The sequence below is a fragment of the Phenylobacterium montanum genome (genome assembly GCF_018135625.1).
Lineage (GTDB): Bacteria > Pseudomonadota > Alphaproteobacteria > Caulobacterales > Caulobacteraceae > Poindextera > Poindextera montana.
Genome location: NZ_CP073078.1, coordinates 679,931 through 693,442, shown reverse-complemented (window position 1 = coordinate 693,442; position 13,512 = coordinate 679,931). Strand labels below are relative to the sequence as shown.

11 protein-coding genes are annotated in these 13,512 nt (G+C 67.9%); 7 read left to right on the top strand and 4 right to left on the bottom strand.

The features are described 5' to 3' along the window. The first annotated feature begins 55 nt into the window (after nt 1–55). Nucleotides 56–2,323, top strand: a complete 2,268-nt coding sequence (locus KCG34_RS03130; RefSeq protein WP_211938947.1) for a transferrin receptor-like dimerization domain-containing protein — start codon at nt 56–58, stop codon at nt 2,321–2,323. Between the two features lie 25 nt (nt 2,324–2,348). Here the strand turns inward: KCG34_RS03130 and KCG34_RS03125 are convergent, their stop codons facing one another. Then, nucleotides 2,349–3,188 carry an acyl-CoA thioesterase gene (locus KCG34_RS03125; RefSeq protein WP_211938946.1) on the bottom strand — a complete coding sequence of 280 codons (840 nt, stop codon included), beginning with the start codon at nt 3,186–3,188 and terminating at the stop codon, nt 2,349–2,351. A gap of 260 nt (nt 3,189–3,448) precedes the next feature. On the opposite strand from KCG34_RS03125, the gene KCG34_RS03120 reads away from it, so the two are divergent. Next, a complete protein-coding gene (locus KCG34_RS03120) occupies nt 3,449–5,191 on the top strand; it encodes an ABC transporter permease (protein WP_249138196.1) in 1,743 nt (580 codons plus the stop codon). 10 nt (nt 5,192–5,201) lie between these two features. After that, nucleotides 5,202–6,521 carry an ABC transporter ATP-binding protein gene (locus KCG34_RS03115; RefSeq protein WP_211938945.1) on the top strand — a complete coding sequence of 440 codons (1,320 nt, stop codon included), beginning with the start codon at nt 5,202–5,204 and terminating at the stop codon, nt 6,519–6,521. 38 nt (nt 6,522–6,559) lie between these two features. Here the strand turns inward: KCG34_RS03115 and KCG34_RS03110 are convergent, their stop codons facing one another. Continuing rightward, nucleotides 6,560–7,669 carry an AI-2E family transporter gene (locus KCG34_RS03110; protein ID WP_211938944.1) on the bottom strand — a complete coding sequence of 370 codons (1,110 nt, stop codon included), beginning with the start codon at nt 7,667–7,669 and terminating at the stop codon, nt 6,560–6,562. Nucleotides 7,670–7,845: 176 nt separating this feature from the next. Between KCG34_RS03110 and KCG34_RS03105 the strand changes: the two genes are divergently transcribed. Then, nucleotides 7,846–8,808, top strand: a complete 963-nt coding sequence (locus tag KCG34_RS03105) for a lysylphosphatidylglycerol synthase domain-containing protein (protein WP_211938943.1) — start codon at nt 7,846–7,848, stop codon at nt 8,806–8,808. After that, nucleotides 8,805–9,062 carry a sulfurtransferase TusA family protein gene (locus tag KCG34_RS03100; RefSeq protein WP_211938942.1) on the top strand — a complete coding sequence of 86 codons (258 nt, stop codon included), beginning with the start codon at nt 8,805–8,807 and terminating at the stop codon, nt 9,060–9,062. Before KCG34_RS03105 ends, KCG34_RS03100 begins: the two co-directional genes overlap by 4 nt. Here the strand turns inward: KCG34_RS03100 and KCG34_RS03095 are convergent. Together KCG34_RS03095 and KCG34_RS03090 are read right to left on the bottom strand one after the other, a co-directional pair. After that, a complete protein-coding gene (locus KCG34_RS03095; protein ID WP_249138195.1) occupies nt 8,992–9,879 on the bottom strand; it encodes a YihY/virulence factor BrkB family protein in 888 nt (295 codons plus the stop codon). The two genes, KCG34_RS03100 and KCG34_RS03095, sit on opposite strands and share 71 nt — an antisense overlap. 271 nt (nt 9,880–10,150) lie before the next feature. Continuing rightward, complete coding sequence (locus KCG34_RS03090; RefSeq protein WP_211938940.1) at nt 10,151–11,278, bottom strand: CaiB/BaiF CoA transferase family protein; 1,128 nt, start codon at nt 11,276–11,278, stop codon at nt 10,151–10,153. Nucleotides 11,279–11,454: 176 nt separating this feature from the next. Here KCG34_RS03090 and KCG34_RS03085 point away from each other — a divergent pair, with 176 nt between their 5' ends. Further along, on the top strand, nt 11,455–12,780 hold the full coding sequence (locus tag KCG34_RS03085) for a diguanylate cyclase domain-containing protein (protein WP_211938939.1): 1,326 nt from the start codon (nt 11,455–11,457) through the stop codon (nt 12,778–12,780). A gap of 173 nt (nt 12,781–12,953) precedes the next feature. Further along, nucleotides 12,954–13,505 carry a hypothetical protein gene (locus KCG34_RS03080; RefSeq protein ID WP_211938938.1) on the top strand — a complete coding sequence of 184 codons (552 nt, stop codon included), beginning with the start codon at nt 12,954–12,956 and terminating at the stop codon, nt 13,503–13,505. Nucleotides 13,506–13,512: the final 7 nt, after the last annotated feature.

Sequence of the window (13,512 nt, the reverse complement as noted above, 5' to 3'; positions counted from 1 at the left end):
CGATAACATGATCAACAGTCACGGTTGAAAGGGCGAAGAGCCCGGGGAGTTGGGAATGCGTGGATTGGCGGGCGTGAGCGCGGCGGCGCTGTCGGCCTTGGCTTTCGGAGCGGCGACCTCGGCCGAGCCTCTGGTTGGTTTCACCGACAAGTCGAGCGAGGCTGAGCGCGCGCTGGAGGGCCGGTTCGACCAGGCCCTGTCCGCGGACGCCATCCGCGAGCGCCTGAAGCTGATGGCCGCAGCCCCTAATCAGGTCGGCGCGCCCCACAACAAGGCCAACGCGGAATATACCCTCGCCCAGTTCAAGGCCTGGGGCTGGGACGCCCATATCGAAGAGTTCCAGGTCCTTTATCCGACCCCCAAGAGCGAGGCGCTCGAGCTCTTGGGCCCCAACCCGTTCAGCGCGACCCTGCAGGAAACCCCGATCCCGGGCGACACCTCCAGCGTCGACATGAAGGGCGCCCTGCCCGCCTGGCTGGCCTTCGAGGGCGACGGCGACGTGACCGGCGACCTGGTCTACGCCAACTACGGCATGCCCGAGGACTACAAGGCGCTGGAGCGCATGGGCGTCAGCGTCAAGGGCAAGATCGTCATCACCCGCTACGGCGGCGGCTGGCGCGGCCTGAAGCCGAAGCTGGCCCAGGAGCACGGGGCGATCGGCTGCATCATCTATTCCGACCCCGCCGACGACGGCTATGGCCCGGGCGAGACCTATCCCAAGGGCGGCTGGCGCCCGCCCCAAGGCTTCCAGCGCGGCTCGGTGCTGGACATGCCGATCCGCGCCGGCGACCCGCTGACCCCGAACGAAGGCGCGACCAAGGACGCCAAGCGCATCCCGATCAGCCAGGCCGAGACCATCCTGAAGATCCCCGCCCTGCCGATCTCCTATGGCGACGCCCAGCACTTCCTGGCGGCCCTGGGCGGCGAGGTGGCGCCCAAGGCGTGGCGCGGAGCCCTGCCGATCACCTATCACGTCGGCGGAAACGGGGTTCAGGTTCACCTGAAGACCGAGGCGGACTGGAGCCTGAAGCCGCTCTATGACGTGATTGCGGTGATGAAGGGCAGCCAGGCTCCCGACCAGTGGGTGATCCGCGCCAACCACCGCGACGGCTGGGTCTACGGCGCCTGGGATCCGCTGTCCGGCCAGACCGCCATGATGGAGGAGGCCAAGTCGCTGGGCGCCTTGGCCAAGACCGGCTGGCGGCCCAAGCGGACCATCGTCTACGCCAGCTGGGACGGCGAGGAACCGGGCCTGCTGGGCTCGACCGAGTGGGCCGAGCAGCACGCCGCCGAGCTGAAGGCCAAGGCGGTGCTCTACATCAATTCCGACACCAATGGCCGCGGCTTCGTAAACTTCGACGCCAGCTACGCCGCTCGGAAACTGGCCACCGGCGTCGCCGCCGATGTCACTGACCCGGAGACCGGCAAGAGCGTCCTGGCCCGGGAGTTCGCCAAGATCCAGGTCGACGCCCTCGACCCCCGCGCCGACGAGATGATCCGCGAGGCGGCCAAGGACGAATCCAAGACCGGCGAGATCGCGATCGGCCCGATGGGCTCAGGCTCGGATTACACCCCCTTCGTCCAGCACCTGGGCATAGCCTCGATCGACATCGCCTATGGCGACGAAGACGACCAGGGCGGGGTCTATCACTCGCTCTATGACACCTTCGAACACTACGAGCGCTTCGGCGATCCGGGCTTCGCCTATGGGGTGGTCATGGCCAAGACCGGCGGGCGGATGGTGATGCGGGCGGCCGACGCCGACCTGAACCCGCTGCGCTATGCCGAAGCGGCGGACCTGATCGCAGGCAATCTGGAGCAGTTGCACAAGCTGGCGGACAATATGCGCCAGCGTAGCCAGGCGCTGGACGCCGCGGTCGAAAGCAAGGCCTTCGACCTGGCGTATGACCCGACCCATCACTGGGCCGCCCCGGCCGCCGAGGACCCCGTGCCGGCCATCGACTTCGCCAAACTTGATGCAGCGACAGCGCGGCTGAAGGCCAGCGCCAAGGCTTTCGACGCCGCGGCGGCCGATGTCGCCCACGTCAAGCCCGAAGCCCTGGCCAAGGCCAACGCCATGCTGCAGAGCCTTGAGCAGAGCCTGTCGGACGAGCGCGGCCTGCCCGGCCGGCCCTGGTACAAGAACCTGATCTCGGCGCCAGGCGTCCTGACCGGCTACGGCGCCAAGACCTTGCCCGGGGTGCGCGAGGCGATCGAGGGGCGCCGCTGGTCCGAGGCCGCAGACTATATCGGCCGCACCGCCGATGCTCTGGACACCTGCAGCAAGCGCCTGGACGAGGCGACGGCGCTGCTGAAATCGTAGGGCGTCAACGAGGCCCTGGCCGCCGTCAACTCCGGTAGCGGATCAGGGCCTCCTGCGTGGCCGAGGCGACCAGGACGCCGTCGCGGCTGTATATCTCGCCACGATTGAAGCCGCGGGCCCCGGACGCGCTGGGGCTGTCCTGCACATAGAGGTGCCATTCGCTGAACCGGCACGGGCGATGGAACCAGAGGGCATGGTCGAGGCTCGCGCCCTGGAACTTCGGGTCGTTCCAGTCGATCACGTGGGGACGCACGGACGAGTCCATAAGGCTCATGTCCGAGGCGTAGGCCAGGACGCACTGGTTGGTCGCCACATCGTCGCCCACGTCCTCGCGGGCGCGGAACCAGCAGCGGAAGGTCGGTTCCCGCGGTTCGATCTGGCGGCGCGGACCGGGATCGATCGGGCGCATTTCCACCGGCCAGGGCTTGCGCGCCTCGTCGCCCGGCTCGGGCTCCAGGGCGCGAAGCTGCTCATCGTTCAACAGGCCGCCCGGGTCCGGCGCGCCCGGCATGGTCGACTGGTGCTCGAAGCCGGCCTCGGGGACCTGGAACGAGGCCGAGAGGTTGAAGATTTGCCGGCCGTGCTGGATGGCGGTCACGCGGCGGGTGGTGAAGCTGGCCCCGTCGCGGGCGCGCTCGACCTTGTAGAGGATCGGGATACTGGGGTCGCCCGCGCGGATGAAGTAGCTGTGCAGCGAGTGGCAAATCCGGCCTTCCACCGTGCGATAGGCCGCCGCCAGGGCTTGGGCCACCACCTGGCCGCCGAAGATGCGCGGCCCTCCGCGATCGGGCGTCCGGCCACGGAACATGTCGAGTTCGATGGTCTCAAGGTCGAGGACCTGGTTCAGTTCTCCGCTGTCCGCCATCTCGCCCCTCGCAAACCAGTCGCCTGCGGTCGCAGCTAGGCCATCGGCGCAGCGGGGGCAAGTCAGCGCCGCGTGAACTGGACGCGCCTGGGCTCAAACTCGCGCTGTCAGGGAAATTTGCTCCGCGCTCGACGTTTTTCCAACTCTGTCATGGCCGCGTCATGGACAAATGCTCCATCCGGCGCCATCCGAGCGAAAGAAGGCCCAAGCTTGGCTGAACGGTCGGGTTCAGGCGTTTGGGGCGAACGGCGAGACAAAGCATGGTGTTCCTGACGCCCGACCGGCTGAACCCGGCCCTGCTGGCCCGCTATGCGCGCCGCAGGTTCGCCCCTAACCGCGCCGACGTGTTCGCGATCCTGTTGATGATCGCCGTGGTGGCGCTGGCGGCGCATGGCGCTCAGCAGATGAATGCGCCGCTGAGCCAGCTCAATGTCCAGCCGGTTGTGCTCGATCCCGCGCGCCTGCCGGAATACGCCCTGCGCACCACACTGCGCATGTTCGCGGCCCTGTTCGCCTCGCTGCTGTTCACCTTCGTCACCGGCACGATCGCCGCCCGCAGCCGCAAGGCCGAGATGATCATCGCCCCGGCGCTGGATATCCTGCAGTCGGTGCCGATCCTGGGCTTTTTGACCTTCACCGTGACCTTCTTCATGGGCCTGTTCCCCGGCAGCGAGCTGGGGGTCGAGGGTGCGGCCATCTTCGCGATCTTCACCAGCCAGGCCTGGAACATGGCCTTTTCCTTCTATCAATCGCTGCGCACCCTGCCGGGGGATCTGGACGAGGTGGCCAAGGGCTTCGGCCTCTCCAGCTGGCAGAAGTTCCTGCGGCTTGAGCTGCCCTTCGCCATTCCAGCGCTGGTCTGGAACACCATGATGTCCATGTCCGGCGGCTGGTTCTTCGTGGTGGCGTCCGAGGCCATCACGGTCGGGAAGACCACGGTCGCCCTGCCGGGCATCGGTTCCTACCTGGCGCTAGCGATCAGCGTGCAGAACACCCGGGCCGTGATCTGGGCGGTCCTGGCCATGGGCGTCGTGATCCTGCTCTACGACCAGCTGCTGTTCCGCCCGGTCGTCGCCTGGGCCGACAAGTTCCGCTTCGAGCAGACCGCCTCTCAGGACCGGCCTGAATCCTGGTTCTATGATCTCTTGAACCGTACGCGCCTGCTGCGCCGGATATCGATCCGCTGGCCAGTACGCGCCCTCCCCCGAATTCCCGGGCCACGGCTTCCGGCGACCACCCCGCTGGACCCGCGCCTGGCCAGCGCCTTCGACATCCTCTGGGTTGGCCTGGTCATCGCGGTCACCCTCTGGGGCGCCTGGAGCGTGATCGGCTATGTGCGCCAGACCATCAGCCTGCACGACGCCTTGGTGGTGGTCGGCCTGGCCGTGCTGACTCTGCTGCGCGTAGTTATCCTGATCGCCATAGCCAGTGTGATCTGGGTGCCGATCGCCGTCTGGATCGGCCTGCGTCCCGCCTGGTCGGAAAAGGTGCAGCCCATCGCTCAGTTCCTGGCCGCCTTCCCGGCCAATGTGCTGTTTCCCATCGCCGTCGGCCTGATCGTCGCCTGGCGCCTGGATCCGAACATCTGGCTCTCGCCGCTGATGATCCTCGGCACCCAGTGGTACATCCTGTTCAACGTCATCGCCGGCGCGGCCGCAATCCCCAACGACCTGAAGGAGGCGGCGGCCATGTTCCACGTCAAGCGTTGGCAGTGGTGGCGCGACGTGGTGCTGCCTGCGGTGTTCCCCTACTACGTCACCGGCGCCCTCACCGCCTCGGGCGGCTCCTGGAACGCCAGCATCGTCGCCGAGGTCGCCAGCTGGGGCGACCACCACCTGGAAGCGGCCGGCCTCGGCGCCTATATCGCCAAGGCGACCGCGGCGGGAGACTATCCGAAGGTCGCCCTCGGCATCGTCGTCATGTCCGTCTTCGTCATCCTTCTGAACCGCACGCTTTGGCGGCCGATGTACGGCTATGCCGAGCGCCGTCTTCGCCTGACCTGAGAGTTCGCTCATGACCCTCATCGCTCCCGAACGGGCCGAAGCCAACCTGGTGGAGGTGCGCGGCGTAAAGCACTTCTACGGCAAGCGCGACAGCGCGGGCCTTCTGGTGCTCGACGATGTCGACCTGACCCTGCGCCCCAACGAGATCGTGGGCCTCCTGGGCCGCTCCGGCTCCGGCAAGTCGACGCTGCTGCGCACCATCGCCGGCCTGATCCGTCCCACGGAGGGCAAGGTCACGATCAAGGACATGCCCGGCGAAGATTCCGCCCACGGCGTAGCCATGGTGTTCCAGAGCTTCGCTCTGTTCCCCTGGCTGACCGTGCAGCAGAACGTGGAGCTGGGCCTGGAGGCCCAGGGCGTCTCGCCCGAGGAGCGGCGCAAGCGCGCCCTGGCGGCCATCGACCTGATCGGCCTCGACGGCTTCGAGAACGCCTATCCCAAGGAGTTGTCCGGCGGCATGCGCCAGCGGGTGGGCTTGGCCCGGGCGCTGGTGGTGCAGCCCTCGGTCCTGCTGATGGACGAGCCGTTCTCAGCCCTCGACGTCCTCACCGCCGAGACCCTGCGCACCGACCTCCTGGATCTCTGGTGCGAAGGGCGGATGCCGATCCGCTCGATCCTGATCGTCACCCACAACATCGAGGAGGCGGTCCTGATGTGCGACCGCATCCTGGTGTTCTCGTCCAATCCGGGCCGGGTGATCGCCGAGATCAAGGTCGACATGCCCCAGCCGCGCAAGCGTTTGGACCCTGCCTTCCGCGCCCTGGTGGATGACATCTACGCGCGCATGACCGTGCGCAGCCCGGCCCAGCCGATCCGCGACGGCAACTTCCCGGGCATGGGCATCAGCATGGCCCTGACCAACATCTCGACCAATACCCTGGCCGGCCTGATGGAGGCGATCGCGGCCGCGCCGAACGAAGGCCGGGGCGACCTGCGCCACCTGGCAGAGACCACCCACATGGAGGCCGATGAGCTGCTGCCCATCGCCGAAACCTTGCAATTGATGCGCTTCGCCGAGATCGACGGGCGCATGATCCGCCTCACACCCGATGGCCGCCGCTACGCACACGCCGATGTCGACGAGCGCAAGCAGCTGTTCGCCCAGCACCTGCTGGCCTATGTGCCGCTCGTCGCCCACATCCGCCGGGTGCTCGACGACCGCGCCAGCCACCAGGCCCCCGCCAGCCGCTTTCGCGATGAGCTGGAGGACAACATGTCCGAGGACTACGCCGAGGAGACCCTGGCCGCGGTGGTCACCTGGGGCCGCTACGCCGAGCTGTTCGCCTATCACGAGGCCGGCGACCGCTTCAGCCTCGACGACCCCTCCTGAAGGCTCGACTGCTTCGTTCCGCCTGGGCGAAGGCGCGGCTACAGTCGCTGGCCCAGGTCGCCGTCCTTGGACAGCAGCACCGCCAGCCAGCGCGTACCCTTGAACTCGGCGGCGATCGACATCACCACCACGGTCAGGGGCGTCGAGAGCAGCGCGCCCGGCAAGCCCAGCATTATTCCCCAGAATCCCAACGACAGCAGGATGAACACCGGGTCGAGGTTCAGACGGTCGCTCTGCAGTTTGGGCAGGAGCACGTTCTCGATCAGGAACATGGTCCCGCCCAGGCTCGCCATCAGGATCAGAGGGCGCACCGGCGATTCGAACTGGGCAAGCGCCATCAGGGCGGGCAGCATGGATCCCGCTACGCTGCCGACGATCGGGACGAAGGCGGCTAGGAAAAGAACGAACGCGATAAAGAGCGGATTTGCGACCCCCAGCACCATCATCAGGCCCCAGGCCGTGACCGCCACCAGCGCGGCCTTGACCGTCTGCAGCAGGATGTACTGCTCCGAGGCATAGCGGACCCGCCCGAACACTCGCTCGGCGTGGGCGCGATCCTGCCGGCCGGGGAACAGCCGCTCGGCCTTGCGGCCAAAGGTGCTGCGCGAGGCGGACAAAAAGCCGAGATAGATCATCACCAGAACCGCCTCCGAGACCACGCCCCGGGCGGCGCCGAACACCTTGGACACGGCAGAGGCCGGATTGTCGCCGCGGAACAGGTCGGTGACGGTCATGGGCGGAATCTGCAAGCTGGCGGTCGCCTCGAGCAGAAGTGCGTCGATGCGGGGCTGCATCACCTTGACCTGCGTAGCGAAGGCTCCGCCGTTGTGCACGCAGACCGCCACTACGCCGGTGAAGCCCGCAACAGTGAAACCCGCCCCCAGCGCCGAGCGCAGCCAGTTCGGCCAGGCGGGGAAGCGCCGCTCCATGGCCCGCGAAACCCCGTCGATCAGCAGCAGCATGAAGATCGCGACGATCAGCGGGGTCAGGATGCCGTTCAGCACCTTGACCGTGAAACCGCCGACCACGATGGCCAGGAAAACGCCGGCGTTTCTTAGCGCCACCGACCCGGCCACCGGCGCCGGGTGGGCGGCCTGACGGGGTTCGGCGGCGGAACTTTCCGGGGATATCAGTCCTTGATCGCTCATCGTCGCCTTCGCAGAGCCTTCAAACGACTCTCCTATAGCGCGGCGGCGGCGTTTCGGGCGCCGGCTTCCGTTATGGCGAGGGGCGACGGCTTGGGATATCGACTGTGGACGATGATGATCCTGCGACCGCGCTTGCCTTGAACGCACCTCACCTGCTTCGGGACGTCCAGCCAGCTGTGAGCCAGCCGCACCGCCAAAGCCTGATCCGCCGCGCCTGGGAATCGCCGGTCCGCAAGGCGATGGTCTCGATCACGGCCTTGGTTGGCGCCGCCTGGCTGATCCGCCACGTGCTGAAAGACTTTTCCTGGCCCCTGTTTCTGACGGCCCTGCGCGCCACGCCGGCCAGCGCGATCTGGACGGCCGCAGTTCTCACCCCGGCCAGCTATGTCTGTCTCGCGATCACTGAATGGTTCGCCCTGCAGAGCCTGGGCCACCGGCTGACCTGGCACCGGGCGGGGCGCGTCGCCTTCGCTTCCTACGCCGTCTCCAACAGCCTGGGCTTCAGCCTGGCGACCGGCACGGCGACTCGGCTCCGGCTCTATGCGCCCTGGGGCCTCAGCCCCAAGGCGATCACCGCCGTCGCCCTTCTGGCCGGCGCCGCAGTCAGCCTCAGCGGCGTAGTCACGGCCGGCCTCGCCCTGATGGCCAGACCCGGCCCCTTTGCCGAGGTTTTCCACTGGCCGCGTTGGACTACGGAGGTCATCGGCCTTGCCCTGATCGCGCCGGGCGTCTTGTGGTTCGTAGTGCTGAAGCGCGGCGAGCCCGACGCCCCGCCCATCGCCCACAGCGCCGAGGGACGGGCCTTCGCCCTGTTGGCGGGCGTGGCCGACTGGGCGCTCTCCGGCGCGGCGCTCTACGTGCTGCTGCCCCACCCTACCCTCGCCGGCTTTCCTGAGTTCCTGGCCGTGTTCGTGATGGGCTCGCTGGTCAGCGCGGCGACCGGCGTGCCGGGCGGGGTCGGGGTGTTCGAGGCGGTCGTCCTGGGCCTCTCCGCCCTGATGGCTCGCGCCAACGAGACCGCCACCGCCTTGATCCTCTACCGCGTGATCTACAGCCTGGGGCCGCTGGTTGTGATGAGCGGGTTGCTCGGCGGCCTGCAACTGGTCCGGAAGCTTTCGGCGCGCGCTGACCCGGCATGAACGAGACGCCAAAGCCCGATCTGGTCGTCGATGCGCGCGGGCACCGCTGCCCCGTGCCGTCCCTGCGCCTGCGCCGCGCGCTGGAGCTTGCTGCGGAGAGCGCCGTGGTCGAGCTTCTGGCCGACGATCCTCTGGCGCGGATCGACATACCCCATCTGCTCTCGACCCTTGGCTATCCCTTGCTCAAGCAGGAGTCCGAGGGCGGCGTGCTGCGGTTTGTTGTGAGGAAGGCGGCGTGGTCGGAGCCCGTTTGAGCCGTTGCCGTTGGCGTTCGAGCATCAGCTCGATCTCCGTCGCCAGAGCTCCGCCGAAAAAGACCGCATTGACGCTCCACGACAGCCAGACCAGCAGCACCACCACCGCGGCGATCGAGCCGTAGGTGGCGCCGAAATGAGCGAACTGGGTGGCGTAGACCGCGCTGGCCCAGGAGGCGAACAGGGTAAGCAGCGCCGCCGCCGCCCCGCCGGCTATGGCGCCGCGCCAATCCACCGGCTTGGTCGACATGGCGAAACGATAGATCAGGGTCATGCCCAGGCTGACCCCCAGCGAGGCCCAGGTCCACTCGCTGTAGAACCAGTGCACGCCTTTCAAAGGGCTGGCCTGAATGGTGGTCGCCAGGATCCGCACCGTAAGGAAGGTGGCTGAAAGCACCCCCACCAGGGCGATCGCGGCGATCAGGGCGACCAGGGCCATCAGGTTGAAGCGGACGAAGCCGTGCGGATCGTCCTCCTCGTGGATCAGCGACAGGCCCGCGATCATGGCCTTGAAGCCCCGATGAGCGGCGTAAAGGCTGATCAGCAGCGCCACGCCGCTCTGGGCCGAGACGATGCGGATCGGCGCGTGCGAGAGGCGGAGCAGTTCGCTGGTGAAGAGGTCCGCCGCGCCCTGGGGCAGCAGGCGCGCCATGGCGTCGGCCTGGGCGATGGCGTGCTCCGGCGTCAGGAACAGGCTGTAGACCCCGATCACGATGGCAAGGGTCGGGAACGCCGCCAACAGTGCGTAGAACGAAACGCCGCCGGTATAGAGCATCACGTCCCGGCCCCACAGTCGTGACAGGGCCCTGGCTGTCACGCGCAGAGCCTCCCTAGCCCACCGATAGGGCGGGGGCGGAGTGAGTCGGGGCGCACGCGAGTCCATGCGTCAGATAAACGCGATCCGTGATCTATCGAAACGTCAAATGCAGAGCGGCGCGACATCAGGGATGGCGCGCCGCTCAAGCTCGCAAATCGCCGACAGGGGGGCGGGGGGAGACGACGACGACGAGCGCGTCATCAATGCCCCTGCCCGCCTGAACCCAACCTGAACGAGGCTGACAGGTCTCGTTGGCTTCGAGAATTTCCGCCTACAGGGCGCCGGCGGCCTTCAGCGCGTCGAGGTCGCCGGTCGAAAAGCCCCAGTCCGCCAGGGCGGCCTCGCTGTGTTGGCCAATCGCCGGCGGCGGTCCCTGAATCTGGCCGGGCGTGGCGGAGAAGCGCGGCGCGGGCGCGGGCTGGACCACACCCTCCACCGTGACGAAGGTCTGGCGGGCGGCATTGTGCGGATGGCTCGGCGCCTCGTCCATGTCGAGCACAGGCGCGAAACAGACGTCGGTAGCGTCCATGATCGCGCACCACTCGTCCCGACTCTTCTGGCGGATCACCGAGGCCAGGCGCTCCTTCAGAGAAGGCCACAGGTCGCGGTTCATCTGCTGCTGGAAGTCCGGATCGGTGATGCCGGTCTTCTCCAGCAGCAGGGCGTAGAATTGCGGCTCGATCGAGCCGATGGCGATCCAGCGGCCGTCGGCGCACTGGTAGGTGTCATAGAAGTGGGCGCCGCCGTCGAGCAGGTTGGCGCGCCGGTCGTTGCTCCACATCCCCGCCGCCTTCATGCCGTAGAACATCGACATCAGGGAGGCGGCGCCGTCGCTCATCGCGCAGTCGATCACCTGGCCCTGGCCGGCGGCGCGGGCGTGGATCACCCCGGCCAGGAGGCCGAAGGCCAGATAGAGCGCCCCGCCGCCGAAATCGCCCACCAGGTTCAGGGGCGGCACCGGCTTGTCCTTGGTGCCGATCGCCTCAAGCGCGCCGGTGATGGCGATATAGTTCATGTCGTGGCCGGCGGCCTTGGCGTAGGGGCCGGTCTGACCCCAGCCGGTCATGCGGCCATAGACGAGCTTCGGGTTACGCTTCAGCGCCACGTCGGGCCCGAGACCCAGACGCTCCATCACCCCGGGGCGGAAGCCTTCCAGGATCGCGTCGGCGGATTCGAACAGTTTCAGGCAGGCCTCGATGGCCTGGGGCGCCTTCAGGTCCAGGGCCACGCTGCGCCGACCGCGAGCGGTGACATCGGTCTTGGAGCCGCGTCCGGCGCCCTTGCGGTCGATCCTGACCACGTCGGCGCCGAGGTCCGACAGCAGCATGCCGCAGAACGGCCCCGGCCCGATGCCGGCGAACTCGACGACCTTAAGTCCAGACAAGGGCCCGTGAGCCATGGCTTTCATCCCGTTCTCGCCAGGTCGGCGCAGCCGCCTGGGCTTTGGTCCGAGGCCGCTCCGAGTTGCTATATTCGGGGCCGGCCTCTGGTATGTTGCGAGCGATCGAATCTAGACTAGCGACCACGACGGGCGGCGGAAACGGCGACGTCGCGTCAAGCCGGAAAGGAAATTGGGTGACGCTGCGACCGCGGGTCCTGATCGTGGCCAAGGATGACGCCCTCGCCGGCCCGCTCGCGGAAGGTCTCGACCGGCTGGGCTGGCGCACCATCACCGCTCGGGGTCCCTATGCGGCGCTGGCGGCCCTGGGTGATCTCGAAATCGAAGTGGCGATCATCGATGCGGCCCGCAGCGCCGAAGACGCGGTCGCCCTGGCCCGCCGCATGAAGGCGGCCTGCGCGCCGCGCCGCCTGCCGGTGATCGCCATCGGCCTGCCGAGCGAACAACTGGAGGCCGCTGCCTTCGATCTGGTCCTGGCCCCGCCCCTGCACCCCGCCCAGGCGGCGCTGAGGCTGGAGAGCCTGACCCGCATGACGATCGCCGAGGAGGAATTCGCGCTCCGGCTCGAAACCTTCGGCGAGCGCGGGCGCAAGCTGGAACTGCCCGCAGAATCGGTGGCGCCCTATCGCGTTCTGGCGATTGGCGAGCCGGCGCCCCAGTTCCTAGCCCTATCCAACGCCCTCGCTGAAGGCGGGGCGGAAGTGGTGGGCGCCTTTACCGCCTACACCGCCTTCGACTACCTGCACGAACAGCATTTCGACGCCGTGGTGCTGTGGGCCGGCGAGAACCAGGCCGAGGCGCTCTCGATCGCCGCCGGCATGCGGCGCAATACCCGCCTCTATCACGTCCCCGCCCTGCTTTATCTGCAGAGCCCGGCCCAGATCGGTCTGGCTGAAGCCTATCACCGCGGGGTCTCCGACCTCGCCGCGCCGGACGTCGCCCCCAGCGAGACAGCGACGCGGATCATAGAGCTGGCCAGGGCCTATCGCCGGCAGAACGCCATCCGCGAGGCCCTGGACAAGGCGCGGCGCTCCGGCCTGATGGACGCCCCGACCGGCCTCTTCACGCGCGACCTGTTCGCCGCCCATCTGGCGCGCCTGGTGCAGGCGTCGCGCCTCCGGAACCGCGCTCTTTCGCTTTGTGTCCTGCGCGTTTCCGACCGGCCAGAGCTGAAGACCATCCGGGCGGGCGGCTGGCTCGACCGGGCCATTCCCCAGATCGGCTCGATGATCGGCCGCCTGATCCGGGCGGAGGACACCGCAGCCCGCCTGGGTCCCGAGGTTTTCGCCCTGGCCCTGCCTGCAACCAACCAGGCCGCCGCCCGCGCCGCGGGCGAGCGCATCGCCGCGGTGATCGCCTGCACCGCCTTCGACTCCGGTGACGACCGCCCGCCCTTCGTGGTCGAGTTCGAGATCGGCGTCGCCGAGGTCGAACCTGGGGAAAGCGGGGCCAAGGCTCTGGAGCGCGCTGCTGCGCGGGCCCTGCAGGTCAAGGTCGACTAGCCGGGAAACATCACCGGCTACAGCGCAGAAACAAAGCAGGACGCAAAAAAGCCACGGCCAAGGTCAAGGTGCTGTTGTATTCGTTCGTGGATCGCCCATGTCCCACAGGCTTTAGTTCAGGCGCATTTCGCGCCCGCCTGCGCCATCGGCCTCTGAAGGAGGTCCCCGTGAGAATGAAGCTCTCAGCCCTTGCTGGCGCGGCCGCAGTGGTCGCCATACTGACCGCTGCGCCTGGTCTGGCTGCGGCGCAGTCGCATCATGGCGCCTCCGGCGGTGGTCACGCGACGGGAGGTTTTCACGGCGGCGGCAATTTCCACGGTTCGCCGGCCTTTCGCGGAGGATCGGGACACGGCGGCGGGGGCTACCACGGCTATCATGGCTGGGGCCATCATCCGTATTTCTGGGGCGGCTTCGGTCTGGGCCTGGCGCTTGGCTATCCCTGGTACGATCCATGGTACTATGGACCGGCTTATGCCTACCCGTACTACGGCTACTACGGGGACTATGACGTGACGGACGCCGCGCCGCCGCCTGGCTACCGCGACCCGTGGGCCTACGACTATGGCTCGTCGGCTCCGCCCGCCGCAGCGCCCCCGCCAGCGAGTAGCGCGACGCAATCCGCTGACGCTCCAACGCCGCCGGCCGAGCAACCCCAGCCGCAGCGGGCCTGCGGCTCCTGGTCCTGGGATGAGGCCCGGGCGAAGTACGACTGGATCCCCTGCTGACCTATCC